Source organism: Cysteiniphilum marinum (assembly GCF_014857925.1).
In the GTDB taxonomy this organism is placed as follows: Bacteria; Pseudomonadota; Gammaproteobacteria; order Francisellales; family Francisellaceae; genus Caedibacter; species Caedibacter marinus.
In genome coordinates this window covers 39,213-63,903 of sequence record NZ_JACYVZ010000015.1, presented here as the reverse complement: position 1 = coordinate 63,903, position 24,691 = coordinate 39,213, and the positions used below count along the sequence as shown (strand labels likewise).

At 35.2% G+C, this 24,691-nt stretch carries 26 protein-coding genes, 1 other RNA gene and 2 pseudogenes; 22 read left to right on the top strand and 7 right to left on the bottom strand.

All coding sequences use genetic code 11. The annotated features are described in order from the left end of the window. Nucleotides 1-141 precede the first annotated feature (141 nt). The 3 genes from IE867_RS08365 (at nucleotide 142) to IE867_RS08355 (ending at nucleotide 2,509) form a co-directional block, all read left to right on the top strand. The gene (locus IE867_RS08365) at nucleotides 142-459 is read left to right on the top strand and encodes an FMN-binding negative transcriptional regulator (protein WP_318779336.1); all 318 of its coding nucleotides are present in this window, start codon (nucleotides 142-144) and stop codon (nucleotides 457-459) included. A 13-nt stretch (nucleotides 460-472) separates the two neighbouring features. Continuing rightward, nucleotides 473-847 carry a hypothetical protein gene (locus IE867_RS08360; protein ID WP_192484263.1) on the top strand — a complete coding sequence of 125 codons (375 nt, stop codon included), beginning with the start codon at nucleotides 473-475 and terminating at the stop codon, nucleotides 845-847. Between the two features lie 294 nt (nucleotides 848-1,141). Continuing rightward, the gene (locus IE867_RS08355) at nucleotides 1,142-2,509 is read left to right on the top strand and encodes an MFS transporter (protein ID WP_192484262.1); all 1,368 of its coding nucleotides are present in this window, start codon (nucleotides 1,142-1,144) and stop codon (nucleotides 2,507-2,509) included. Nucleotides 2,510-2,660: 151 nt separating this feature from the next. On the opposite strand, the gene IE867_RS08350 is transcribed toward IE867_RS08355, so the two are convergent. Next, the gene (locus tag IE867_RS08350; RefSeq protein ID WP_192484261.1) at nucleotides 2,661-2,921 is read right to left on the bottom strand and encodes a recombinase family protein; all 261 of its coding nucleotides are present in this window, start codon (nucleotides 2,919-2,921) and stop codon (nucleotides 2,661-2,663) included. A 149-nt stretch (nucleotides 2,922-3,070) separates the two neighbouring features. Between IE867_RS08350 and IE867_RS08345 the strand changes: the two genes are divergently transcribed. After that, a complete protein-coding gene (locus IE867_RS08345) occupies nucleotides 3,071-3,931 on the top strand; it encodes a DUF4158 domain-containing protein (RefSeq protein ID WP_192484260.1) in 861 nt (286 codons plus the stop codon). On the opposite strand, the pseudogene IE867_RS15090 reads toward IE867_RS08345, so the two are convergent. Both IE867_RS15090 and IE867_RS08335 read right to left on the bottom strand, forming a co-directional pair. Continuing rightward, nucleotides 3,905-4,653: pseudogene (locus IE867_RS15090) on the bottom strand (ISAs1 family transposase). The gene IE867_RS08345 and the pseudogene IE867_RS15090 overlap by 27 nt on opposite strands. A gap of 229 nt (nucleotides 4,654-4,882) precedes the next feature. Next, a complete protein-coding gene (locus tag IE867_RS08335) occupies nucleotides 4,883-6,088 on the bottom strand; it encodes a hypothetical protein (RefSeq protein WP_192484259.1) in 1,206 nt (401 codons plus the stop codon). Between the two features lie 614 nt (nucleotides 6,089-6,702). Between IE867_RS08335 and IE867_RS08330 the strand changes: the two genes are divergently transcribed. The 9 genes and pseudogenes from IE867_RS08330 (at nucleotide 6,703) to IE867_RS08295 (ending at nucleotide 12,795) form a co-directional block, all read left to right on the top strand. Next, nucleotides 6,703-8,085, top strand: a complete 1,383-nt coding sequence (locus IE867_RS08330; RefSeq protein WP_192484258.1) for an MFS transporter — start codon at nucleotides 6,703-6,705, stop codon at nucleotides 8,083-8,085. Nucleotides 8,086-8,210: 125 nt separating this feature from the next. Then, nucleotides 8,211-8,399: pseudogene (locus IE867_RS15085) on the top strand (IS1595 family transposase); the annotation flags it as partial. Between the two features lie 81 nt (nucleotides 8,400-8,480). Further along, a complete protein-coding gene (locus IE867_RS08325) occupies nucleotides 8,481-8,774 on the top strand; it encodes an ArsR/SmtB family transcription factor (protein ID WP_192484257.1) in 294 nt (97 codons plus the stop codon). Nucleotides 8,775-8,912: 138 nt separating this feature from the next. Continuing rightward, on the top strand, nucleotides 8,913-9,704 hold the full coding sequence (locus IE867_RS08320) for a lysophospholipid acyltransferase family protein (RefSeq protein WP_225630001.1): 792 nt from the start codon (nucleotides 8,913-8,915) through the stop codon (nucleotides 9,702-9,704). Beyond that, nucleotides 9,704-9,982 carry a phosphopantetheine-binding protein gene (locus IE867_RS08315; protein ID WP_192484256.1) on the top strand — a complete coding sequence of 93 codons (279 nt, stop codon included), beginning with the start codon at nucleotides 9,704-9,706 and terminating at the stop codon, nucleotides 9,980-9,982. The genes IE867_RS08320 and IE867_RS08315 overlap by 1 nt, the downstream gene beginning before the upstream one ends. A gap of 3 nt (nucleotides 9,983-9,985) precedes the next feature. Beyond that, on the top strand, nucleotides 9,986-10,240 hold the full coding sequence (locus tag IE867_RS08310; protein ID WP_117003938.1) for an acyl carrier protein: 255 nt from the start codon (nucleotides 9,986-9,988) through the stop codon (nucleotides 10,238-10,240). Nucleotides 10,241-10,407: 167 nt separating this feature from the next. Beyond that, entirely contained in the window at nucleotides 10,408-10,821 is a 414-nt protein-coding gene (locus tag IE867_RS08305; protein ID WP_192484255.1) for a COG4648 family protein, read from the top strand. Continuing rightward, the gene (locus IE867_RS08300) at nucleotides 10,818-12,170 is read left to right on the top strand and encodes an AMP-binding protein (protein WP_192484254.1); all 1,353 of its coding nucleotides are present in this window, start codon (nucleotides 10,818-10,820) and stop codon (nucleotides 12,168-12,170) included. The genes IE867_RS08305 and IE867_RS08300 overlap by 4 nt, the downstream gene beginning before the upstream one ends. A gap of 232 nt (nucleotides 12,171-12,402) precedes the next feature. After that, nucleotides 12,403-12,795, top strand: a complete 393-nt coding sequence (locus IE867_RS08295) for a hypothetical protein (protein WP_225630000.1) — start codon at nucleotides 12,403-12,405, stop codon at nucleotides 12,793-12,795. Nucleotides 12,796-12,821: 26 nt separating this feature from the next. On the opposite strand, the gene IE867_RS08290 is transcribed toward IE867_RS08295, so the two are convergent. The 3 genes from IE867_RS08290 to pepD all read right to left on the bottom strand — a co-directional run bounded on the left by IE867_RS08290 (nucleotide 12,822) and on the right by pepD (nucleotide 15,252). Continuing rightward, on the bottom strand, nucleotides 12,822-13,250 hold the full coding sequence (locus IE867_RS08290; RefSeq protein WP_192484253.1) for a type II toxin-antitoxin system HicB family antitoxin: 429 nt from the start codon (nucleotides 13,248-13,250) through the stop codon (nucleotides 12,822-12,824). 36 nt (nucleotides 13,251-13,286) lie between these two features. Then, a complete protein-coding gene (locus IE867_RS08285; protein ID WP_225629999.1) occupies nucleotides 13,287-13,490 on the bottom strand; it encodes a type II toxin-antitoxin system HicA family toxin in 204 nt (67 codons plus the stop codon). A 283-nt stretch (nucleotides 13,491-13,773) separates the two neighbouring features. Then, the gene (gene pepD / locus IE867_RS08280; protein WP_192484252.1) at nucleotides 13,774-15,252 is read right to left on the bottom strand and encodes a beta-Ala-His dipeptidase; all 1,479 of its coding nucleotides are present in this window, start codon (nucleotides 15,250-15,252) and stop codon (nucleotides 13,774-13,776) included. 148 nt (nucleotides 15,253-15,400) lie between these two features. On the opposite strand from pepD, the gene IE867_RS08275 reads away from it, so the two are divergent. Then, a complete protein-coding gene (locus IE867_RS08275; protein WP_192484251.1) occupies nucleotides 15,401-16,168 on the top strand; it encodes a glucosaminidase domain-containing protein in 768 nt (255 codons plus the stop codon). A 12-nt stretch (nucleotides 16,169-16,180) separates the two neighbouring features. Here the strand turns inward: IE867_RS08275 and ffs are convergent. Then, an RNA gene (gene ffs / locus IE867_RS08270) (signal recognition particle sRNA small type) lies at nucleotides 16,181-16,278 on the bottom strand. Nucleotides 16,279-16,909: 631 nt separating this feature from the next. Between ffs and dnaA the strand changes: the two genes are divergently transcribed. The 8 genes from dnaA (at nucleotide 16,910) to IE867_RS08230 (ending at nucleotide 24,679) form a co-directional block, all read left to right on the top strand. Continuing rightward, entirely contained in the window at nucleotides 16,910-18,424 is a 1,515-nt protein-coding gene (gene dnaA, locus IE867_RS08265) for a chromosomal replication initiator protein DnaA (protein WP_192484250.1), read from the top strand. 14 nt (nucleotides 18,425-18,438) lie between these two features. Then, nucleotides 18,439-19,551, top strand: a complete 1,113-nt coding sequence (gene dnaN, locus IE867_RS08260; protein ID WP_192484249.1) for a DNA polymerase III subunit beta — start codon at nucleotides 18,439-18,441, stop codon at nucleotides 19,549-19,551. 218 nt (nucleotides 19,552-19,769) lie between these two features. Next, the gene (locus IE867_RS08255; RefSeq protein ID WP_203249869.1) at nucleotides 19,770-20,843 is read left to right on the top strand and encodes an ornithine cyclodeaminase; all 1,074 of its coding nucleotides are present in this window, start codon (nucleotides 19,770-19,772) and stop codon (nucleotides 20,841-20,843) included. 38 nt (nucleotides 20,844-20,881) lie between these two features. Then, on the top strand, nucleotides 20,882-22,165 hold the full coding sequence (locus IE867_RS08250; protein WP_203249865.1) for an arginine deiminase: 1,284 nt from the start codon (nucleotides 20,882-20,884) through the stop codon (nucleotides 22,163-22,165). A 19-nt stretch (nucleotides 22,166-22,184) separates the two neighbouring features. Next, on the top strand, nucleotides 22,185-23,108 hold the full coding sequence (gene ctlX / locus IE867_RS08245) for a citrulline utilization hydrolase CtlX (protein ID WP_192484247.1): 924 nt from the start codon (nucleotides 22,185-22,187) through the stop codon (nucleotides 23,106-23,108). 147 nt (nucleotides 23,109-23,255) lie between these two features. Next, a complete protein-coding gene (gene aroE, locus IE867_RS08240) occupies nucleotides 23,256-24,056 on the top strand; it encodes a shikimate dehydrogenase (protein WP_192484246.1) in 801 nt (266 codons plus the stop codon). Between the two features lie 39 nt (nucleotides 24,057-24,095). Beyond that, on the top strand, nucleotides 24,096-24,356 hold the full coding sequence (locus IE867_RS08235) for an antitoxin MazE family protein (protein WP_203249864.1): 261 nt from the start codon (nucleotides 24,096-24,098) through the stop codon (nucleotides 24,354-24,356). Then, nucleotides 24,353-24,679: a type II toxin-antitoxin system PemK/MazF family toxin gene (locus tag IE867_RS08230; protein WP_318779334.1), complete on the top strand. Its 327-nt coding sequence runs from the start codon at nucleotides 24,353-24,355 to the stop codon at nucleotides 24,677-24,679. The genes IE867_RS08235 and IE867_RS08230 overlap by 4 nt, the downstream gene beginning before the upstream one ends. The last annotated feature ends 12 nt before the right edge of the window (nucleotides 24,680-24,691 follow it).

Genomic DNA, 24,691 nt, shown 5'->3' with positions numbered 1-24,691 from the left:
GTCAGTTTCCATTTGGGTTTTGAGTTTTGAGGCAAAAATATATAAACCTATGTGGTTACTGACTTCAAGAAATTCATGCTTCAAAGTGCATTTTTATACATTGGCAGTGCTTAAGGTAGTGCCATTAGGGTCTACACCGCAGTGCATGCTATGTGTTCCATAAAATTTGTTTATGATAACTGTTGGAAAAAAGAGCATTTTGAACAATCAGTCAATTATTTTGAGTCTGGCTTGCCTAATCCATGGCAAATATCAGAAGCACCGGAAGCATTTATTGACAACTTAAAACAGCACGTCATAGGGATAGAATTGATCATTAATAGGTTGCTTGGAAAGCGACAGTTGATGCAGCAACGTAGCATTGAGGATAGAATAGCTATTATAAAAGGCTTACGTACTCAATCAGACCCTAGCGCGCATAAGGTCGCAGACCAGATAATAACGACCCTTGAAAATTAACATAGGAGGTAACATGAATAAGCTTACTATTAATGAGTTATCTAAAACATGTAGTGTAATCGTGTCACAGCAGACTCCGCTTCATATTGTGAAGACGGCTTTAGAGGTGGCTAAAATAAAAAACAAAGAAATTGGTCAGCACCATGCAAAATATCTTTGTGATCGAGCTGTCATTGTCACTATCACAGTACCTGAACTTGAAGTTTTTTCTTCTTATATGAAGCAATGCGGCTATATAACACTAACTTTTGAGCAGCTACAGCAATTGAAACAGCGTTACCCGTACCATTGGTCGTTAGAGTTTGATCAATATGGGGCAGGTAAAATCAAAGCTCCAAATGCTGATTTTCATAAATCATTTCAGCTTCTTAATGAGCTTTTAGCATAATTTATGATTTGCTCTCAGCTCCAGATGTTCGCTGATCACGATAGACCATTAATTGGAAGTTTTTTAAAAGCCAAGTTCCAAGTAGAATTTTCATCAGCATTGTTCTACCCTAGTATCGCGAGATGCAAAACTATGTTGATAAAGGGATCTGCATGCTTTGCCATGTTAACTGTGAAGGCTCACAAGAAAAATACGAAAACTTATTATTAACTAGACATGGTGTCAGTAGAATTTGGCCAATAGAATAGCAAGAGTTAAGTGACAATGGGATTGAAAAGATTAATGGAGAGAAAAGTGCAGAATATAGACAAATCAACTTCTACAAGAAATCCTATATACGGTCTTATATTTGCCAATGCTATTTATGCATTTGATTTTATGGTGATAGCGATTGCCATGCCTGAGATTACAGCGGAATTGAATGGCAGAGATTGGTATACTCTAGGTTTTGGTATATTTATATTGACATCACTTTTAGGAATTGTGTGGGCTGGTAAAACAGTAGACAATAAAGGTCCTCATTTTGTTTTATCATTAGGCTTGGGTTCACTATTTGTCAGCTTGATATTTACTGCATTAACACCAAATTATTTTGCCTTCGTAATTGGTCGAGGCATTCAAGGAGCCAGTGCAGGTGCGATTATCACAGCCGTCAATGCCTTAGTTAACTTGATATACAGTAGTCAGCTAAGACCTAGGGTAATAGCTATCTTAAATACGGCATGGTTAATACCATCTCTTATTGCTCCTGTAGTTGGTGGGGTAATATTGGAAACCATAGGCTGGAGATATATTTTTATTTTCCAATTGCCATTTATAATCATCACTGCTTATTTTATTTTACCTGCTGCAAAAATAATACCTGTTAAAACAATGTTATTAAAAGACCAAAGGATATTGAGGCACGCACTTCAATTATCTATTGCAGCAATCATTATCATGTGTGGTTTTAATGAATCCAGTTCGATTTTTAGCATAGTATTAGTCTCTCTTGGTTTTATATTTATTATCCATCCTTTAAAGCACCTACTTCCTCAAGGAATGATCTCTGCTAAACATGGGCTCCCTTCCGCCTTAATTTGTTTTTCTCTCGTGACTTTCATTTTTTACTTAACGGAAATATTTATCCCTTTACTATTGACTCAATACTATAATTTATCCGCGAGCTTATCTGGGTTTGCATTAGCAACTGCTGCGATTACATGGCCAATTGGAGGCTTACTGCAAGCAAAACTGGTTCAAAAAAAGTCATATCGGTTTTGTGGCACCTTAGGTGCGATTGGGATAACATTCTCAGTACTTTTGTTAATATTGCAGATAATGCTGCATTGGCCTTATCAGCTCATATATTTATTTTGGGGTATAGCGGGTTTTTGGCTTGGTCAAATAAAAGCCGCATCAAGGGCATATGCGATGCTTCATACTCCTACGGGTAAGGAGGGATCAACGTCAAGTGCTCAAGGAATACTAGACTCATTAACTGGGGGTTTTGCAGCTGGACTTGGCGGCATGATTTATCAATTGAGCACCGCACATAATATTGCTATAGATGGTACGATATCTTATGTGTGGTGTCTATCTGCAATTGCTGCTTTATTAATGATTTTTGTTACTTACTTCCGCTTTGAAGGTCTATTGCGGATTAAGCCCAGATACGTGTAAAATAGACATCTAAAAGTCAAACATCAAAAATGTGTAACTTCAGTAAATTAAAGAAATTGCAGAAAAATATTTTGCTGAATTTGAATGAAATAAAGATGGTTAAAGCCTGTATAAAATAGGGGCTAAGCATCATATCTGGGAAAAACCAGTGCTATATGGAATTAACCCCAAGTAGCTCATTCACCACTTGAATCAGATGGTGCAATGAACGTCCCATGCGATCAAATTTCCAAATAACCAAAGTATCCCCTTTTGATATTTCATTAAGCAGCTTTAACCATTCTGGACGATCTGCCTTGGCGCCTTTGGCTACTTCATAGAAAATCTTTTGACATCCAGCTTTTTTAAGTGCATCCATTTGTAAATCTAAAGACTGGTCTTTGGTGCTGACACGCGCATATCCGTATTTCATTTTATCTGCAAACTAAACCTTAATATTTTTAGCTTATATTAACTTTGATAAAGTAAATAGCAATTTCTTACAAATTTTACTACGATTCGTAACGATTTTGTTTAACAATGATTTGCAAGCTTTAACGAGGTTTTTTATGAACACTTCAAATGTCAAAAAATGAACAGCGAATTCAATTATTAAACGAACAACAAATTGATGAGTTATACCATATCCCTAGATTTTCAGCTGATGGCAGAGAAGCTTTTTTTGACCTTAATGAAAATGAAAAAACAATTATGCATGAGCTCTACAAAACAACTAAAACTCAGGTTGGATTTGTTTTACAGTTAGGTTACTTTAAGGCGACTAGATTATTTTTTAGAGATATCATATTTGATAATCATAAAGCCGATGCTAGCTATATTATGCAGCATGTAAATGGTTCATCAACGAGTGACTTATCGGGCAAGCTTGGTTATGACACAAAAAGGCATCAGCAGGATCAAATACTATCAATGCTTGAGTTTTCATACTGGAGACAAGCTAATCAGGATCATGCAATTGAACATTTAAAATTCTTACTGAGAACGCATGCCAACCCAATTGATGCATTAACTGAACTACTTGTATATTTTAAAAATGCAAAAATAGTATTGCCTACCTATCGAACTCTACAAGACTTATTTAGTCAATGTTTGACTTATGAAACTAAACGTCTCGATAACATCATTTCAAAGCTGCCAGATAACATAACAAAGAAGTTAGATACTATAATCAACGGTGGAAAAGATGTCATCGCTGATCTATCAGCAATAAAATCAGATCAAAAAGGCTTCAAACTATCTCACCTTAATGATGCGATTGATGTTGTTATTCAAATTGAGCCAATATACACCTTCACTAAAAAATTTCTACCAACTCTAGGAATTGCACATAACTGCATTGTCTACTATGCAAATTTAGCAGATCAATATAAACCCTCTCGAGCAGGGCAATCGCATTTAAATCCCCTGAATGATTTTTCGTAAATACTGTTCATCCCATCCAGCTTTTAAGCGTTTAGTTTTAACGCCAACTTTAGCTGTCTTCTCTTTGTTTATTAAATTTAATGCAACATGCCTAATGGTACTCAAGTTGGCAGCACTATTACCAACTCTGGCTCGCGAATGGTCTTCATCAAATGACATATCTAATGACCAGTGTAATTGGTTCTCAATGCCCCAGTGCGCCCTAATTGCAGTCGATATCTTCTCAACCTTATATGAGCTTACTGAGCTAATAAAATAGCGTGTTTCCAGACTTTCTTTATAACCTGACTCAGCTTCACTATCCTTAACTTCTCTTTTCGAGGTCACCGCTGTGATGCTTTTTAAATATGGCCAATTATGATGCTCTTGCAACCAATCAATATCACTTGTCGACATCGTTAAACGATGCTCTATCCTCCCATGCCCACCGTCTAATGAGTAAAAGACTCGCTAAATTGCGCTGTATCAAGCATGGCAAATACATTAACGAATGTATCATGCGAGGGAATACCATTCTTTAGTTTAAGCACATCTGTTAACCAATCTTTCTTTGCTTTACAAAATGCCTCTATTGCCACCCAATTATCCGCGCCGCAAATAACAGCACTTAAAGTCATAAATAAAATATCTATCAGCTTATGTTTCTTGCATCTATTAACTCTCGGATCTTTTACAGACTCAAAGTGTGTGAAAATTGATGAAGTTACTGTGTTTTCTGTCATTGTCGGACTTTATTTTCAGAATCTTCCATAAAATTCACCAAAAATCAATAACTTTTAAATGCGATTGCCCTGTACAATAGGGGCCTATATATTTTATAGTGCAAAAATTTACTTAGTAGCTTGTTTTGCACGAGGATTAATTGGATTTGGTGCGGCATTTGCAACAGTAAGTTATATGAAGATTGGAAGCATCTGGTTTTCTGAGGGCGCATTCGCGATTCGTGGGTAATTATGAAGCCATTGCTAATCCGCCTGCATAAGCCATTCTTTCAATATCCTCCCATCGCCCAGCCTTGTAAAAAGACCGTATGAATAACATATCATTAGCGCTGTCCTCTTTCCAATAAATGGAGTTGCCTTTCATTTTGAGATTAACAACCCTTCTGACGCCGCTCTCAATAGCGCCACTACCTTGAGGCAAACCATAGTCTTTGCATGTTTTATAGATTAAACGATCTGCGTTATTGATAAAGTGGCCTTTCTCTGACTTGACCAGCTTTCCTTTTTTATGCTTACTATCCAACTTGATTTTTGTAATGAACTCATCAACTTTACCGGCATGCAAAAGCTCCTTGCACGACTTTACCCGCTTACTCTGATCACTTTTACTTTTATAAAGCTGCTTAGCTAAAGCATTTAAATGCTCCATCGCATGATAATAGTCAAGAACCTGATATACCTTGATGTCAAATCGTAATGTCATCGTTTCAAGAAGTTGATTAATACGCTTCCAAATCCAAGGGGCTCCGTCAGCAACAAAAACAAGATTCTTCACTGTGTTTAAATCAAGCCCAGCTAAGTAGTTTTTAAGTAAATTAAACACCCTCTGAGGACTGCCAATGATGCCATCAATAATCGGTAACTCCTTCTTAATCTTATTACCTTCCTCATCAACCACGTAAATAACAAATAGCTTAACCTCTCGCCACTGACCCTTAAATCGATTACGCTTTTTAGCTGTCTTTGGACCTCGCTTTTTACTTCGTATTCTAATGCGACCGCCATCTATCGATACAACAATCGTGTTGGTATTGTTAAATCCTGATAAATACTTTTCTGCCGATTGACTTAGGCGTGCTAATTTACTGATATGTTTGCTGATCTTAACAATTGACGCCACTGACAAATGGATGTTGATTTTAGCCAGATGCTTTTTGACTTCATCATATGAGCTCAATGCTGCCGAAAGCATCGCAATATAGGTGCTTAAACCATTGGATACAGCATGGTGAATGCCTAGCAATTGCAAGCCTGGTTTACAGCCTGTACCTTTGCCTTTATTTGTTCCTTTGAAAAGATAATAAGGCATATAAATATCAAAACGGTTACCATTGCGATACATCACATTAGTCGCCCTGTAGTCTTTGAAGATATAACGCTTGCCTGTGGCATCTAACTGTGCTTTTTCATCTTTTTTAAATGAGTCGCTGAGCACCTTCTCTTGATGACTTAATGCTGCATATAAATCGGAGAGTTTGCTTGATAGATCTTGAGCATGCTCAATACGATCTTTATCAAGCTTATTTTCCGTAACGGTGTTAAGTTTAGATAACTCTACTATCGTATTTGATATCTCATTCTAAATCGTTTCTAGGTTTTGCTCAGCTAAATTCATCCGTAATTTGCTTATGTTTTAAAGGCGGTAGGCTATTTGTACATAAGTATCACATTCAGTTCAAGTTAAACTACAGCTGATTTACCCACAAATCGCGAATGCGCCCAAAAAGACAAAGGCACATTAATCATCGCCACTCACCCCACCTTAATTGACTATGTCTCAATCATCTCTAAGCTACCCTTTTGTAACAATATAGTTAAAGCGCAATTATGGCACAATCGATTTATACGACGCGTTATCTCCACTGCAGGTTATATTCCCAACATTGATCCTGAGCAAACATTTAGTGATATCAAAGCAACATTAAACTCAGGTAATAACTTATCTTAGAACGGTTACTTTTGTTCTTGACATTAATTCTCTTACGCTTTAATATCCATATTTCTAGAAATATAGAAATATTATTTTATAAATTTTATAAGAGGTGAAAAATGAACGAAAAGCATAACGAGTCGAAGCATTTGCTCTTTATCATGTCTATGGCGTTAGCTGCATTCATTATGGCATTTTCAACGACATCTTTAATGGCAGTATTGCCTAAAGTAGAGCATCAATTTAGAGTTTCATTGAGTTCTTTAGAGTGGTTGATTAATGGATATACGATGATATCTGCGCTTTTAATTATTCCGGTTTCTAGATTGGGAGACATTTATAAAAGGACAAAATTGTTTAATTTAGGGCTTATGCTGCTAATACTATCTTCTATTATCATTGCTCTAACCAATTCTTTCAGTCTAATTGTTATCATGAGGTGTTTGCAAGGAGTTTCAGCAGCATTAATTATTCCAACTTCATTGGCGATGCTAAAACAAACTCTTCCAGAGAACAAACATGCCAAAGCCATTGCAGTTTGGTCAGCCTCTATGGGTTTAAGCATGGGGGTTGGTCCTGTGATAGGTGGATTTTTTTCAGATTTAATGGGCTGGCAACTAATTTTTTACTTTATTGCTGTGGTAGGTATTATTATATTTGCAACAAGCAATATTAGTATAGATAAAACTAAAGTCATAGCTGTTAAGTCTTTGAAAGGGTTTGATTTTATAGGAGTGATCCTGTTTACTTTTTTCTTAGTACCATTAACTTGGTTGCTTATGTATGGAGAGGGTTATGGTTGGTCAAGCTACTATTCAATTGTATTATTAGTGTTTAGTTTAGTACTACTTATAATCTTTGTAGTTTTTGAGAAAAAATCTACTAAGAGCCCGATCATAGATTTCAAAATATTTTCTAATTTAACTTTTTTATTTTCAGTATTGTGTTACTTTATTAGTTTCTTCATCATGGAAGATTTAATTTATTTCTTTAACATTTATAGCCAGAATAATTTACACTATAGCTCTTTTGAGGCTGGAAGTATTTTGTTATTTGTAACATTCACCTTGTTCTTGGCATCCTTTTATACTCCTAAATTACTAAATATCATCTCAAGTAAAAAAGTTTTTTTGCTTGGCTTTATTATTCAGTTGATTGGATCTTTAGTTCTTATTTTAGGGGTCCAAAGCATTGAATTTTATGGCATATCCCTCGGTCTAATTTTACTTGGCGCAAGCTTTAGTATTACTTCAACATTAGCACCAGCTGTTGGTCTTGGAGCTATCGAGAAAGATAAGGTGGCAGATGGCTCTGGAATTATTAGTACCGCTATTTATATCTCAGCTACTTTTGGTATAGCGATTGCAACAATTGTATATTCAGCATCAATAAATCATAATATTGGTTTTCAAAATGTTCTCAAACTAAATATTGTACTATCGATTCTTGGAGGCATCTTGGCAATTGCTTTGTTAAAAATACAGCGCAAAAAAATACAATAACCTTAAAAATATAACTTTTGTTGCTTATTTGAGTTAGCTTGATTACATAGAAAATATTTAACCCAAAGGCTCTATGTAATCGAAGACATAGCATCGCGGGTTAGGGTTACATGAGGGTAAATGAACGCAATGAGGATGCTGATGGGTTTCATGAAGTTCATGTTAACATTCAAGAGGATTGTCGGTCTCTACTGAGATCATAGTTGAGACCACATCGAGGGATTTCTCAGGAAAAACTACCAAAGTATCTGGCATTTTTTGAGTTTATTCATAATGCAAAGAAGCGAGGAAAAGCATTAACTTGCTCGTTGCTAGAAAACATCCCTTGTAAAGAACAACTGTGCAATAATTATAATTATCACAACGCAGATAATGAGCCTAACCGGAAATAAGAGATGAATAATAAAATCACGCATGAAGAAGCTGCTGAAATATTTGCTGAACTTGGGCATAGTATCCGTCTTCAAATAATTAAGTGCTCCGTCAAATATGGAAAAGAAGGTATTTTAGTAGGAAAAATCCAAGAGAATTTGAATATTCCTGCTTCAACACTTTCCCATCATATAAAAAGACTTATAAAAGTTGGATTGATAAAGCAAAACCGTAGTCGTCAAATGCTTTACTGTGTGATTAATCAAGATAAATTAAGGCTGCTTGCTAAGCATATTCAATTAGATTATTTAAGCTAATTAGTCGCTCCTGAAAAAGCGATAAAATATAGAAGTTTAGAGACTAATGGTACTACCTTAAGCGATAGATGAGTCTTTTTGACTAACCATGCTGTTTAATTGATAATAGCCTAAACTTAATTGTTCATATCAATACATATGTTGTTTAACCAAATAAACTACCTATGGCGCCTAATCGCCACAGGATTTTGTTTTTTATTATTCTCTTTAGGTGGTTTACTATTAGGGTATATTATTATTCCTATGGCAGTAGTCATTGCTAAAATAACTCGTTCAAAACAGCAAAAAAGCAAAAAAAAACATATTGCGCAATATTGTATTTATTTAACATTTCGTTTCTTTACCGCGACGATGTCTGGCTTAGGTCTTATTCGTTTTCATTTTATTGGTTTTGACAAATTAAAAAAAGACAAAGGCACATTAATCATCGCCAATCACCCCACCTTAATTGACTATGTCTCAATCGTCTCTAAGCTACCCTTTTGTGACAACATCGTTAAAGCACAATTATGGCACAATCGATTTATACGACGCGTTATCTCCACTGCAGGGTATATTCCCAATATCGACCCTGAACAAACATTTAGTGATATCAAGGCAACATTAAATTCAGGTAATAACTTATTGATGTTTCCTGAAGGTACGCGTTCTATTCCTCATATGCCAATCCAATTAAAAAGAGGAGCGGCACAAATTGCCATTCGCGCGGGAGTACCAATTCGCATTATTCATTTAAGCTGTATCCCCAGTACACTGGCAAAAAATGATAAATGGTATAAAATACCCGCGACAAAACCTATCTTTACGTTAACGGTTAAGGATCTTATTGATACTCAAGCGATTTTAAATGAGTGCAATCAACTTCCTTCGGTTGCCGCAAGAAGGTTAACAAAGATATTACAACAACAATTACAAGGTCATATTGATTAATGAATAACACCCTACTTGAACTAGAATTAAAAGAACTGATTATTGACGTGCTTAATTTAGAAGATATTACTACTAAAGATATTGCCAGTGATATGCAATTATTTGGTGACGAACTTGGATTAGACTCCATCGACGCATTGGAGCTTGGCGTTGCCTTGAAGAAAAAATATAATATTGAGCTCAATGAAGACACTGATGATGTCAAAAAGCACTTTGAATCAGTTAAAACATTAGCGCAGTTTATTGCAACACAAAAGACGCAAAATAATAAGGGGTAAAAAATGAGTACATCAAAAGCGCAAATTCTCCAAGAACTTCAAGGAATATTTGCTGAGCTTTTTGAGCTTGATCCACAAGATGTAACACTTGAAGCGCGTTTATATGAAGATCTTGATTTAGATAGTATTGATGCGGTAGATCTTATTGTTTATTTACAAAGTAAAACTGACAAACAGTTTAAACCTGAAGAATTTAAATCAGTAAAAACTGTCAATGATATCGTCACAATCATTGACCAAGAAATTAACAACCAATAATGTCCTTACGTAGCTTAACCACCCTTATCATTGCTATTGCTATTTTACTTTATCCCTTTGTTATTTTTTTTGGCATACAGTTTTTATCCGTACAAGGGTTAAGTTTAATTATCCTTTGCCTTTTTGGCTTACGAGCGATTTTCAATCACAAAAACGATCATAGCATCATGCCTAAATATGCATTATTTACCCTCTCAGGCATTGGTATTGCTATCAGTTTATTAGGAATGCTGTCACTCAATATCATCTTCATTAAACTTTACCCTGTTGCCATGAATCTTGCTTTTTTAGGTATTTTTGTTACTTCATTATTCGCAAAAGAGAATATTATTTATCAATTTGCCAAAAAAACATCACGTCAACCACTACCGCACTTTGTCAGTGCATACACACGTAAAGTAACGATTGCGTGGTGTGTTTTCTTTCTGTTAAATGCTTTAGTTTCTTGCTATAGCGCTTTGTTTAGTTCATTACATGTTTGGACAATCTATAATGGATTGATTTCTTATATATTGATTGGTGCATTTTTTGTTTGTGAGTTTGTTGTGCGCATTTTTATTAAAAGAAAAAACAGCAAATGAAAGATTATTTAGACTTATTATTTCGACACTTCGATGATGACAAAATCATTTTTTGCCATGGCAAAAAAAACAACCTTCCAACGCAGCTTGGTGAAATTAAACAAATCATATTTCCACTCGCGCATTTTTTAAGCCAACAAAAAGAAGCTTCAATCACTCTCTATTGTGACAATATTTATCATTTTTATATCGGTTTTTTTAGTGGCTTAATTACTAACAAGTCCATTATCTTGCCACCTAATAATACATGTGGTGTTTTTGAGGATATTGCCAATAGTGAAGACATTGCAACAATTTATTTTAATGAAAAGCAACAATGCTTTTGTTTTAACAATAAGGCAATTGATCTTAATGCTAATGATTTATTTGAGGATAAAATAAATGATTGCCTATTCACCTCAGATATTATCTTTTTCACTTCAGGCTCTACAGGAAAACCTAAAAAAATCACTAAAAAATTTAAGCACTTAGTCAATGAGATTAATATCTTAAATAACTTTTTTAAGCTTGATAAAGAACAAATGGTTACTAGCAGTGTCCATCATCAACATCTTTATGGCTTTATTTTTTATTTTCTATGGCCCGCCTTAATAGGATGCCCTATCTATAGTCAGCGCATTGAATTAAGTGAGGAGTTAGAACAATTAAGAGATATAAATCATCTATTTGTTTTTATCTCAAGCCCTGCTTTGTTATCGCGTTTAACTTTTGAAGAAAACCTTTCTAAGATTACTTGTTTTAGCGCAGGGAGCTTATTAAAAAATGAAGTAGCGCTGAGCTTAACTAATCATTTAAAGTTAACTGTTAATGAAATATTAGGTAGTAGTGAAACAGGTATTATTGCTTGGCGCAAACAACTAAGTGATCCACTTTGGCAATGCTTTGATGATGTGCAAATAACACAAAATAAAGATCAGACATTGCGTGTTTATGCTGATTTTTTTCTTGAACCATTTATTGATACGGATGATGTCATTAAGTTAATCAAGCCTAATCAATTTATCTTACAAGGTCGCAAAGGACGGATTGTAAAGCTTGAAGACAAACGTCTATCACTTACAGAGCTTGAAGATAAACTTAAAGCACACACTTGGGTTGATGATTCTTATGCGCTAAAACTTGAAAAATCGCGCGAATATATTGGTGTTTTTATCGTTTTATCACCATCAGGTAAACAACAAAAAGAGCACTTGAGTGCCTTAGCATTCAATAACACTTTGCGTCACTTCCTAGGTCATTGGTTTGAGAAAATATTACTGCCTAAATCGTTTCGCTATGGTGATGAAATTCCTGTTAATGCACAAAGTAAAATTGATCGTGAGGCAATTTTGCAATTATTTATGGGCTAAGACTAAATATTCACCCATAAGTGCTCACCGTACCCTGAGTGTAAGTCGAAGTGTGGTAAGCTTGAGGAAAATCACACTTCATAGAGGCTTCGACTTACGTTCAGTCAACGCTTACAAAATCGAAGTGGGCAGTAATTGTGGTCATAGCCTACTTATGCCTTAAAACTTAAGTTTACAAGTTTAGATCAACATATTATTATTTGCTAAAAATTAGACAATATCATTTTCTAGCATGACGAACATCAACTATCAATACCACCATATGGGCATCCCTACAACAGAAAAACATCCAGATGAACGTTATAGCTCATCATTTAAAATGTACACGACTAAAGGACATAATCCTTTTCGTATCCAATACCATCGTTTTGAAGAAGAATGTCCTTTGCATCCACTGATTCAAATCAAAACTCATGTCGCTTTTAAAGTGGATAACTTAGCTGAAGCCATTAAAAACCAGAAAATTATCATGGCGCCCTATGAGCCTTTTGCAGGATTTAAAGTTGCAATGATTGAAGTGGAAGGCGCTCCTATTGAGTTGATTGAGACAACATTAAGTGAGCAAGAAATCTGGAATGATGATCATAAAAATTCGGTTATTTATCCTGAAAACAGCAATCCATAACGATCAATGATAATATTTTTGATATATTACACAAAACTAATATCAACACTTAATCCAAGTACCGCAGCAGCACGCTGCAAGGTATTAATGGTTAAATTTTTACGCTCACCTTTCTCGATACGCCAATAATTTTGATAAGGTACACCAAGCGCTTTAGCCACTTGTGGTGCACTCATACCTTTTGCTTGTCTGGCTTGCTTTAGCATAATTGGAATTGCATACTCTATTGATGGTGCAATCATATAAATATCTTTGCCTTTTACTTGTTTTGGCAATTCAATTTTATCTTGCTCTATAGCATAACCCACAAGCAAGTCTATTACCTCATGTGCATTTTCAAAGGCTTCCTCAAGCGTATCAGCCTGACTAAAACCGCCTTGATAATTAATAGATTCAATGAGGTAATATTCTCCATCATCGCTATGTTTAGTAATTTTAAATGGATATTTTAACATTTATTTACCACCTTAAAATTTTAATTTAGTTTGCTTTTATATTGATTTAAGCAGACCGATTTTCATGTCTTTATTACCATGCACTGGGATAGTTATTGTTACTCCTGATTTAATCAAAATATGGTGAGAACCTTTAACTCTATGTAATTCCCATCCATTTTTTAATAGTGTTTTTAAAACATCTTTTCCAGAAACAGGCGTTGTTATCATCAAATTACTATGGTTGCCTAAGAATAACATAAAAATATTACAAATTAAGGTGACATAGTTTAAGTTTCTTTTATATATCCACCATTAATCATGCTGAAAACCTTATATTTCCAAGGTGTTTATTATATTGAGAAAATTTTTTCACTTTTTTTTAGAAAAACACTAACACTTTTAAAATCCTTTACTATACTAGGGATGTGTTAGGTGGGTCGTCATCCTCCCTCCCCTCCTTAGATAACCTTTATGTCGTCAAGCACATAGAGTGACTCACCTACACAACGATGACTTTTGCTTACTCTCTTTACTCCTTTTTCTATAATCTCTCTAACATTGCTTTCAATAGCTGATAAAACTCGCTAACTGTATTGATTTTTACTTTTTCATCAGGTGAATGTGCACCTTCAATTGAAGGTCCTATTGAAACCATATCCATGTGTGGATATTTATCAACGATAGCACCACACTCTAAACCAGCATGAATCGCTTTGATATTTGCCTCTTTAGAATAAAGTGAAAAATAGCTATCTTTAGCAATTTTAAGTACATTAGAGCTCATATCTGGCTTCCAGCCAGGAGATAGTTGTGATTTGTTAAAAATCGCGTTATTTTGAGCTGCTATGCGTTTAACCGATTGCATAAAATTATTGATCGCTAAATTATTATCACTGCGTGTATAAATAGTAATAACAATATCGTCATCTTTTAATTTAATCGAAGATACGTTGTTTGAGCTTTCTACCAGATTTGGCATCGCAGGACTCATCGCTAATACACCTGAATGTATACTTGTTAATACGTTTAATAAACGACTTTTCAAATCGTCATTAAATGCCGTTTTTGCCATTGTTACTTCTTTGATTGTTAATGCAAAATTAGGCTCATTTTTTTGGTAAATCGCAAACCAATTATGATAATAATGCGTTAACGCTTCTTTTATTTGCGCTATATCTTCAACTTGACAAGAAATAATAGCCTTAGCTTCACGTGGAATGGCATTTGGTAGGTTCCCTGCTTTGATTTCGTTAATGTTATATGAATGGTTTTGATCTAAATTATCAAGCATCATACTCATAAACTTTGCCGCATTAATACGCGGCTTATCAATGTCTAAACCTGAATGTCCTCCTTTAAGGCCATTGACAATGATTTCAATACTTTGAAGTGAAGGAGATTGCTCAATGATTTCATTTTTAAATATCATTGTTGCAGATTGTGATCCGGCACAACCGACATAGATATCTCCCCAGCTTTCTGTATCTAGATTGATCATCGTATTGGCTGTTAATAAGTCTTTACTCAAATTATTCGCACCAATTAATCCTCTTTCTTCTGAAGCAGTGATTAATATTTCAAGTGCTGGACGTTTAATATCTTTATCCGTTGCAGCTGCCATTGCTGCAGCAATGCCTATACCATTATCAGCACCAAGTGTTGTGCCTTTTGCTTTAAGCCATCCATCAACAATCTCTAGCTGTAAACTATCATTTAGAAAATCAAATGTTACTTCTTCATTTTTCTCACACACCATATCTTTATGTGCCTGTAAAACAACTGGTTTGTGTGATTCATAGCCTTTGGTTGCCGGTACATAAATCGCGATATTATCAGCTTGATCAATCTTCGTTTTGAAGTTGTTGTTTTTCGCCCATTCTAATAAATAAGCTTTGATTTTTTCTTCATGAAAGGTCGGTCTTGGAATTTGAGTTATTTCAATGAAATATTGCCATATAGATTCATTCTTTAATGTTTCTATATTTAATTCGCTAACCATATCAACTGCTGTTGTCATCATATTCCCCTGTATTTTATTTACAATAATAACTACCGCAGTCTATCAGATGAGTTCGTATAAAAAAAGCAGCACAAACAACCTTTCTTAGCGGTTATAGTCTATGCTAAAGATTCAATGTATATAGAGAGAATAATAAGAGGAGATAATTATGAGAAAAACAACATTGTTTCGACTATCTATATCAGGACTTTTAGCTTTTAGCTTAGCAAGCTTTATAACAAGTTGCTCTAAAAGTACAGAAAATACAACAACAGCCAAGCCTGATTTTCAAGCTATTAGCAATGTTAGTGATCGTAAACAGGCATTTATTGACTATATGTTGCCGTTTATTCATCAAGTACAAAAAGATGTCTTAAGCCAACGACAGGCATTAGAAACTATGCTTGCAATGCTTAATCAAAACAAAAAGCTTTCTAAAGCGCAGCAAGGTCAATTATCTAGATTGTGTGAACAATATAAAGTTAATTTTGACGAAAATTCTTTAACTCAAATAGTTAAAGATCTATTGATTAAAGTTAATACTATTCCAACAAGTATGGTACTTGCGCAAGCAGCGCTTGAAACTGGCTGGGGAACTTCTCGCTTTGCCGTTGATGGGAATAATTATTTTGGTCAACATTGTTTTACCAAAGGTTGTGGTATTGTTCCTAAACAACGTAGAGCAGGTGCAATTAATGAAGTTCAAGTTTTTCCATCTCCTAAAGATAGTGTGCAATCTTATTTTAACTTACTGAATACAGGTACTAATTTTCAAGAGTTTCGTGTATTACGTTCACAATTAACCAAAGAGGATAAACCTATAACAGGTAAAGATCTCATTAAAACTTTGGTGCATTATTCTGAACTTGAAGATGGTGAATATGAAAAACGCATTATCTCAACCATGGATTACAATAATTTATATCAATATAACTAATCCAATCGAATACTGGTTTAGCTTACATCTCGGCACACACATCATTTATTACCGCTGCTTCCTTCCGGACCTGACGGGGTTCATAAACTAGTGTCGCAAGAGAACCAAACCAGCGGTTGCCATTATTCATATTTTCATAAGTCTTTTCAATCATTATTTTGAAATAATTCACAGATCACCTTTTTTATCGTTTTGAGTTTGATAAAACATTCACAGTTTGTTTCATGGGATTATTATATCTGTTTATAAATGATTTTATTGAATCCTCCTTTTTTTTCTTTTTATCCACTTTTCTTTTCATCTTTCCCTTTTTCTTTTTTTAAATAGATAAATTCTTTTTCTTTGTTTTTTCTGTTATTGGTTTGTGGATATTTGTGGATAAACTATCTGAAACCCTTTAAAACCGCTACTTTTTGTTGTGTATACTTTTGTGGATAATGATGTGTATTTGCTGTTTATTGTCTGTGGATTATCAATTCTTTTTTCCTGTGTGAATTTTTTCCACAAAAAAATCCAAAGGGATATGAACATACTTATACACATAGTTATTAACAATGCAATTAACAAGAAATTCACACCATTATCCACAAAGTTATCCACAGACTTTTGTCACAAGCATTGCATGCTGTGAAAGCTTTGATATAATCCGAAGCTAATTTAAAAATATAAACTTTTTCTAGTCTATTTAAAGCTTTAAATAAATACTAGAAACCCTTGATATATATAGGATGCATTGTAAGTATGAATGTTTGGTCACAATGTTTGGATTATTTAAAAGACAACTTGTCTGAACAAGAGTATAGGATATGGATAACCCCATTAAAAACAAATGATCAAGGTAGTTTATTCACAATTTATGCACCGAATAATTATTTTCTTGGTTGGGTTAAGACCAAATATCAACAGGTTCTTGTGGATACCTTGAAAAAATACAAACAAAATAGCCATTTAATTGTTGAGTTTTCAGTAAAAAAGAGCGATAACACGCAAAATGTGGAAACACAAACCACAGCAATGCAAACTCAAACAATCAAAAGTAGCGTTGGCCCACAGACGGATCTTTTCAATAAAAACGTCGCGATTACACCAGTAGTTGTTGATACTTTGGGTGAGCATAATGAGTTAGCGGATGAAAAAAGTGAACTTGAAGTGGATAAAAACTCAGGTATTTCCAGTGAGCTTTATGGCTTTGATGAAGCATTGTCCGTGCCAAAAGATCAAAAACGTGTTGATTTTGGCTCACCATTAAAAAAAGAATATAATTTTGATAACTTTGTTGTTGGTAAAGCAAATGAAGTAGCTCGTGCTGCAGCGATGCAAGTTTCTATCAATCCAGGATTGGCGTATAACCCATTGTTTATCTATGGTGGTAGTGGACTGGGTAAAACACATTTAATGCATGCTATTGGTAACTATGTATTACATAATAACCCAACAGCAAAAGTGCTATATGTAACATCTGAACGCTTTGTTAAAGACTATGTTGATGCGGTACGTTTACACTCAGGTGATGAGTTTCAGAATTTTTATCGCTCTGTCGATGTATTATTAGTTGATGATATCCAGTTTATTGCGGGTAAAGCAGGCTCTCAAGAGGAGTTTTTCCACACATTTAATACTTTGCTTGAAAATGGTAAGCAGGTTGTTTTATCTTGCGATAAGTATCCTAAGGAAATTCCTAAACTTGAAGAGCGTCTAGTTTCACGCTTTGGTTATGGTTTAACTGTTACAATTGACATTCCTGATCTTGAAACACGAAGTGCGATTTTATTACATAAATCGAGTCAATTTGGTCGACCTATTGATCAAAATGTAGCACTTTTTATGGCAAAGCATATTCGCTCTAATGTGCGAGAATTAGAAGGGGCGTTGAGACGCGTACTTAACTATGCTCAGTTTAATAAAAAAGCCATTGATGAGAAACTTGCTTATGAATGCTTAAAAGATGTTATTTCAATACAGGATAAAATTGTCAAAGTAGATAATATCCAACGTGTTGTTGCTGATTATTATAATATTAAAATTACAGACTTATTATCAAAGCAAAAAAGTCGTGATGTTGCACGCCCAAGGCAGATGGCAATGGCGTTAGCTAAAGAGTTTACCAATCATAGTTTGCCGGAAATTGGTGGCTTTTTTGGTGGTAGAGATCACACTACAGTCTTACATGCTGTAAGGACTATAAAGAAACTGATTGTCAATAATGTTGATATACAGGATGATTATCAAAACTTATCGCGCAAATTAGCGCATTAATTCCCAGGGGAGATATGATGTTACAATTTACACTTTCTCGCGATGCATTATTAAAGCCGTTACAAGGTTTAGTATCGATTGCTGATAAAAAGCATACGATACCAGTGCTAAGCTCCGTATTATTTATTATTGAAGAGGGTAAACTGCGCTTAAAGGCCTCTGATTTAGAGACTGAAATTGTCAGTTATGTTGAGCTTGAAGAAGCATCTGATGATGGTAGTATCGCTATTCCTGCTAAAAAGCTTCATGATATTGTACGTAACCTACCAGAGGGCGCATCACTCAAAATAACAGAAGAAGCAAATGATCGGGTATTAATTGCATGTAATCGCAGTAAATTTACCATGTCAATCTTGAAAGCATCATCCTTTCCTGTGATGAATGAAGATACAGGTAGAGCGATGTTTAAGCTGTCATATGCCCAGCTTAACTCGGCAATTAAGCGTGTAAAATTTGCCATGGCAAATAATGATGTGCGTTATTTCTTAAATGGTATGTTATGGGAAGTCAATAACGATAGATTTCGCACTGTATCGACTGATGGTCATCGTATGGCTAGCTCTGAAGTATTAATAGAAGATACTTTCCTAGATGCTGTTCAGATTATTGTGCCAAGCAAGGCGATTAAAGAACTAGAGCGCACGTTGTCAGCGCCTGAGGATGCTGAAATTGAAGTGCAAATTGGTAAAAACTATTTCAGAATCATCTTGCCTGATTTTCAGTTTACATCAAAACTTATTGAAGGGCGTTTCCCTGATTATACAAGAGTGATTCCACCGAATAATACAAAGCTATTAGTTGCTAATCGAGTTGAATTAAAACAGGCATTACTACGTACGGCTATCTTATCGAATGAAACGTATCGCGGTGTGCGCTTAGAGCTTCAGGATAATGCTTTGCTTCTATCAGCAAATAATCCAGAGCATGAAGAAGCACAAGATCAAATGGAAGTAAAATATAGTGACCAACCAATGGAAATTGGTTTTAACGTAAATTACCTTTTAAATATTGTTGATGTGTTAGATTCAGAGCACATTGATTTTTATTTTGATAGCCCGCAAATGAGTTTACTTATCAAGGATGATGATAGTCGCAGTACGTATGTTGTGAGTCCGATTAAGCTTTAAAACACCTATAATAGTGGGCTTAAAAATCTGTGCATGAATCTATTTGCTATTTTTGATTATTAAATTTATATTACCTCTTGTTGCAAATCTACAATAAAAACATGATCTATTTATCTATGGTAAGTGCATGTGATATTGTTAAAAATATATTCAGTATAAAGTTTTATAATCTTATATAACTTTATATATAAAATATGTGGGATAGGAGAAATTTAATGATCAAAGTAATTTCAGTTGAAAAGCTAGCTGAGCTTATTCATAAACATGGTTTAAGACAGTATTTAGTTGACTTAATGACAACTTTAAAGGGTGATTTTTTACGTTGGCAAGAGTTTGATAAAATACCACGCCCAGCATTTCATGTGCCAGATGGTGTCATTGAATTAATGCCGACAGCGGATAAAGAGTTATTTGCCTATAAATATGTCAATGGACATCCAAAGAATCCATTGCAGAATAAGCAAACGATTATAGCGACAGGGCAGTTATCAAAAGTATCTGATGGTCATCCACTGTTGATTTCAGAAATGACGGTGTTAACAGGTTTGCGCACAGCAGCAACTTCAGCGTTAGCAACTGATTATTTAGCACGAAAAGATGCCAACACCTTGGCATTAATCGGTACAGGTGCACAAAGCGATTTCCAAGCGTTAGCAACAGCCATTGTGCGTGATATTAAAACGATTCGTTACCATGATATTGATCCACAGGCGATGCGTCGTTTTGAGAAAAACATGCAAGCTTACGACTTTGAGCTCATTCCTTGTGCGAGCAATGAAGAGGCCGTCAAGGGTGCTGATATTATTACGGTGTGTACTGCATGCAAAGCACATGCTGTTGTGATTGAAAATAGCTGGATTAAAGAAGGTGTACATATCAATGGTCTAGGTGGTGATTGCCCAGGCAAAACTGAGTTAGATCAAGCAATATTGCCACGCGCTAAAGTAGTGGTTGAATTTTTTGAGCAATCGTTTATTGAAGGTGAGATTCAACATTTCACTGAAGAAGAAGCAAAGAAAGTTGTTTATGCTGAATTATGGCAACTTATCTCAAATGAAAAGCAAGGACGCGTTAGCCAAGATGAGATTACTGTATTTGACTCTGTTGGTTTTGCTTTGGAGGATTTTTCGGCATTGAAGCTTACATATCAATTGGCTGAGAAATACAATATTGGTGTACCAATGAACATGATTCCGGCATTAAAAGATCCTAAGGATTTATTCTCCGTATTAAATGAGCATGGTGATAATGGCGCATTACAGATACATCAAAAATATCAAGTTGAATTATAGTTTTTCAGAGGGTGAGCCCCAAAATTAAAATAATATGAATGGAGAAAAATATGCTTTGTGAAACTAAGGCTGATAGTCATATGCCCAATATTAACCAAGAAATTGATTTATGCATTCCAAGTGAAATTGGTAAATTGCGAACTGTATTATTGAAAAGACCTGGGGTGGAGTTATGTAATTTAACGCCAGATAGTTTAGAGGAATTACTGTTTGATGACATTCCATATCTAGATACAGCACAAAGAGAGCATGATGAATTTGTGCAACTACTGAGAAATAACGATACAGAGGTTTTGTATTTAGAAGATCTTGTTAGTGAAGTATTGACTGAATCATCATATAAGCTCAACGTTATTAGTGAGCTTCTTAGTGTTTCTGGGTTGAAAAATATAAAAATAACAACTGCTTTAATGGAGTATTTGCTGCAATTCTCTGGTAAGGAGCTGTGTGAAAAATTAATGGCAGGCATAAAGAAAAATGAAATAAAAATCACCGATAATAGCCTAAGTTCACAGTCTGCAAAAAAAGAACAATTTTGGCTTCAGCCGATACCTAATCTATACTTTACAAGAGATCCAGCCTCTGTTTTTGGGAATATGATCTCACTTAACAGTATGTATGCGCCAACAAGGCAACGTGAGAGCACTTTTATTAATAGTGTTTTGCAGTATCATCCACGTTTTTCTCAAGCGACTAAAATAGATTTACGAATGAATGCGGGGTCAATTGAAGGTGGGGATATACTTGTTTTAGATGAGAATACTTTGGCAATAGGGATTTCACAAAGAACCTCAGCAGAGGCAATTGAGCAGTTTGCACATGAGTTATTTTTCAATAAGAAATATCATGAGTCACATAAAATAAGCAAAATACTTGCTATTAAAATCCCTGTGAGCCGCGCGTTTATGCACTTAGATACTGTGCTTACTCAAGTAGACCATCAAAAAATGACGATGCATCGAGATATAGCACATACATCAAGTATATATAAGTTATCAAAAGCTGATGGACAGCAGGTAAAGTGTGAAGAATTAACAGGTTCAATTGAAGTCATATTATCTAGAGAACTAGATAAAAAAATGGAGCTTATTTATTGTGGTGGTGATGATTTCATTACGGGATCTAGGGAGCAATGGAGTGATGGCGCAAATACATTAACACTTCGTCCTGGTGAGGTTTTTGTTTACCAACGTAATGTTATTACAAATAGGTTGCTTCAGGAAAATGATATTACCGTTCACCAAATACCTTGCTCTGAATTATCTAGAGGCCGTGGAGGTCCAAGATGTATGTCTATGCCAATAGTGCGAGATGGTATATAAGTTTTGAAGAGGTGAATGGATGGATAATTTGATAGCAAAAAAAGTAATAATGGTTGAACCTACACACTTCTCCTATAACGAGCAAACAGCGGTTAGTAACTCTTTTCAAAATAAACATATTTTGCCAAAAGAAATTATTGCCAGTAGAGCGATGTCGGAGTTCAATAACATGGTTTGTAAACTAAAGAGTCATGGTATTGAAGTGGTTGTTTTGCCTTCGCCTAAAGCGGTAACACCAGATGCGGTTTTTCCCAACAATTGGTTTAGTACTCATGAAATAGATGGTGTTAAACGTCTATTTATTTATCCCATGCATAATCTAAATCGACAGGCAGAAGTGCAGCTTGAGTTGTTATGTGAAACTTTAAAGCAGAAAACAGGTGAAGATTATATTGTGACTGATTTGCGCCGCATTGGAGCAGTTGAGCACGCACTTGAGGGCACCGGTGTTTTTGTTTTTGATCATGCAAATAAAATTGCCTATTTAGCAAAGTCAAACAGAGCTGATGTCGAGTTGGCGCAGCATGTAACTCAGATTATGGGTTATGAGTTGGTTGTTTTTAATAGCGAAGATAAAGAGGGAAAGGCAATTTATCACACTAACGTCATGCTTGCAGTTGCGGATCAATTTGTGATTATTTGTTTAGATGCAATCCCAGATAAAGAAGAGCAGGCTTTAATAAAGAGAAAGTTATCTGATAGCGGCAAGTATATTATAAATATTAGCTTTGATCAGTTATATTCCATGGCAGGCAATATGATTCAGGTTGGTAATAATAAAGGTGAAAAATATTTACTAATGTCCAAACAAGCTGAGGATAGCCTGACATCACAACAAAAGGAGATGATAGATAGCTTTAATCAGCGTCTTTCTTTTGATGTTTCCACCATAGAAAGTGTTGGTGGTGGAAGTGTGCGCTGTATGGTTGCTGAAATATTCTAAGATAGAAGCCTAGGGGAGTGTGATTGCACATAATCCAATGCGGGAAATAATACCTTACTTACTCTAGCGCTAATAAAACACTTCTCAGTTATCTCTGAAAATGCTTCAATAGGCTCTTGATATCTAATATAACAAAGGATGATATAGATGCCTATCAAGCAACCAGTAGATCAATATTATGTTATAGGTAATCCCGTTAAACATAGTTTATCTCCCCAAATTCACACAGATTTTGCCGCTAAAACAGGACAAACTATGCATTATGAGGCACTGGAAATTTGTCCTGATAATCTAGAACAAACCTTGAATGTGCTGCGTCTTGATCAAGCTGTCAAAGGCTTAAGTGTTACCTTACCATTTAAAGAAGAGCTATACCGTTATTGCGATAAATTAGATGATCTAGCACAAGAAGCACAAGCAGTGAGTAATGTGATTATCAATAGTGATCGTGAGTTTATTGGTTTAAATCTTGATGGTCTTGGACTTGTGAATGATATTAAAAATAATTTAAATATCAGCTTGCAGAATAAGCGAGTTTTAATCTTAGGTGCCGGTGGCGCTGCTAAAGGGATTTTAGGCGCTATAGTGCGTGAAAATCCAGAAAGTATTACGATTGCCAATCGCACTAAAGAAAAAGCGCATAACCTAGTGGCACGCTCAACAAATAGTGTGGTTAAATTGAGTGCCTGTGCTTTAAATGGAATTGCAGGTGTATTTGATGTTGTAATCAATGCAACTTCAGCGAGCGTTGCCAAGGAGAATCTACCATTAAAACTTAATAACTTTGCAAATGGCGCATTGGCATATGACTTAATGTATGCACCAAATGGCACAGTTTTTACTGCATGGTGTCAATCACATAATATTCAGGCAATAGATGGCAAGGGGATGTTATTGGAGTTAAGCAAGATTGCTTTTCAGCACTGGCGCGGCGTGGAGGTGCAGTAATTCAATTTGATAAGTAAAACCATATGTTGCATGTAACGTATGATTAAACTACAATTGTTACATGAAACACTGTTGATGGAGAATGCAATGCCACGATCAATCCAAGAGCGAGTTAAAAAACATAGAGACGAATTAAAAGCGCAAGGGTTAAGACCTTTGCAAATTTGGGTTCCAGATACGCGTAAATATGGATTTAAGGAAGAATGTTTAAGGCAGTCGAGACTTTTACTAAATGATCAGCATGAGCGCGATACTATGGACTGGATTGATGATTCTTCTGACAATGAGGGTTGGAAGTGATTAAAAGAGGTGATTTGGTGACGGTTTCTTTACGAGGAGATTATGGTAAACCAAGACCTGCGTTGGTTATTCAATCAGATTTATTTGCAGAGCACCCATCGGTGACTATTTTACCAGTAACCAGTGAAATAAGGGAAACGCCATTGTTTCGATACACCGTTAAAGCCAGTGAAGTTAATGGCTTGATGAAAACCTCACAGGTCATGATTGACAAATTGCATACTGTGACAAGGGAGCAAATTGGTACGCCATTTGGTCGATTAAATAGAAACAACATGCTAGAAATTGAAAGATTGTTGTCTGTATTTATTGGCATTGCATAAAACTTGATTAGA

What these genes read in the sequence shown, in the direction of transcription:
- IE867_RS08250 (WP_203249865.1), top strand. Translation starts at nt 20,882, where the DNA reads ATGGAGAAAAATATGCTTTGTGAAACTAAGGCTGATAGTCATATGCCC.
- IE867_RS08360 (WP_192484263.1), top strand. Translation starts at nt 473, where the DNA reads ATGAATAAGCTTACTATTAATGAGTTATCTAAAACATGTAGTGTAATC.
- IE867_RS08315 (WP_192484256.1), top strand. Translation starts at nt 9,704, where the DNA reads ATGAATAACACCCTACTTGAACTAGAATTAAAAGAACTGATTATTGAC.
- IE867_RS08320 (WP_225630001.1), top strand. Translation starts at nt 8,913, where the DNA reads ATGTTGTTTAACCAAATAAACTACCTATGGCGCCTAATCGCCACAGGA.
- IE867_RS08295 (WP_225630000.1), top strand. Translation starts at nt 12,403, where the DNA reads ATGACGAACATCAACTATCAATACCACCATATGGGCATCCCTACAACA.
- IE867_RS08330 (WP_192484258.1), top strand. Translation starts at nt 6,703, where the DNA reads ATGAACGAAAAGCATAACGAGTCGAAGCATTTGCTCTTTATCATGTCT.
- IE867_RS08235 (WP_203249864.1), top strand. Translation starts at nt 24,096, where the DNA reads ATGATTAAACTACAATTGTTACATGAAACACTGTTGATGGAGAATGCA.
- dnaA (WP_192484250.1), top strand. Translation starts at nt 16,910, where the DNA reads ATGAATGTTTGGTCACAATGTTTGGATTATTTAAAAGACAACTTGTCT.
- IE867_RS08345 (WP_192484260.1), top strand. Translation starts at nt 3,071, where the DNA reads ATGTCAAAAAATGAACAGCGAATTCAATTATTAAACGAACAACAAATT.
- IE867_RS08275 (WP_192484251.1), top strand. Translation starts at nt 15,401, where the DNA reads ATGAGAAAAACAACATTGTTTCGACTATCTATATCAGGACTTTTAGCT.
- aroE (WP_192484246.1), top strand. Translation starts at nt 23,256, where the DNA reads ATGCCTATCAAGCAACCAGTAGATCAATATTATGTTATAGGTAATCCC.
- dnaN (WP_192484249.1), top strand. Translation starts at nt 18,439, where the DNA reads ATGATGTTACAATTTACACTTTCTCGCGATGCATTATTAAAGCCGTTA.
- IE867_RS08285 (WP_225629999.1), bottom strand. Translation starts at nt 13,490, where the DNA reads ATGTTATTCTTAGGCAACCATAGTAATTTGATGATAACAACGCCTGTT.
- IE867_RS08290 (WP_192484253.1), bottom strand. Translation starts at nt 13,250, where the DNA reads ATGTTAAAATATCCATTTAAAATTACTAAACATAGCGATGATGGAGAA.
- ctlX (WP_192484247.1), top strand. Translation starts at nt 22,185, where the DNA reads ATGGATAATTTGATAGCAAAAAAAGTAATAATGGTTGAACCTACACAC.
- IE867_RS08300 (WP_192484254.1), top strand. Translation starts at nt 10,818, where the DNA reads ATGAAAGATTATTTAGACTTATTATTTCGACACTTCGATGATGACAAA.
- IE867_RS08350 (WP_192484261.1), bottom strand. Translation starts at nt 2,921, where the DNA reads ATGAAATACGGATATGCGCGTGTCAGCACCAAAGACCAGTCTTTAGAT.
- pepD (WP_192484252.1), bottom strand. Translation starts at nt 15,252, where the DNA reads ATGATGACAACAGCAGTTGATATGGTTAGCGAATTAAATATAGAAACA.
- IE867_RS08325 (WP_192484257.1), top strand. Translation starts at nt 8,481, where the DNA reads ATGAATAATAAAATCACGCATGAAGAAGCTGCTGAAATATTTGCTGAA.
- IE867_RS08305 (WP_192484255.1), top strand. Translation starts at nt 10,408, where the DNA reads ATGCCTAAATATGCATTATTTACCCTCTCAGGCATTGGTATTGCTATC.
- IE867_RS08310 (WP_117003938.1), top strand. Translation starts at nt 9,986, where the DNA reads ATGAGTACATCAAAAGCGCAAATTCTCCAAGAACTTCAAGGAATATTT.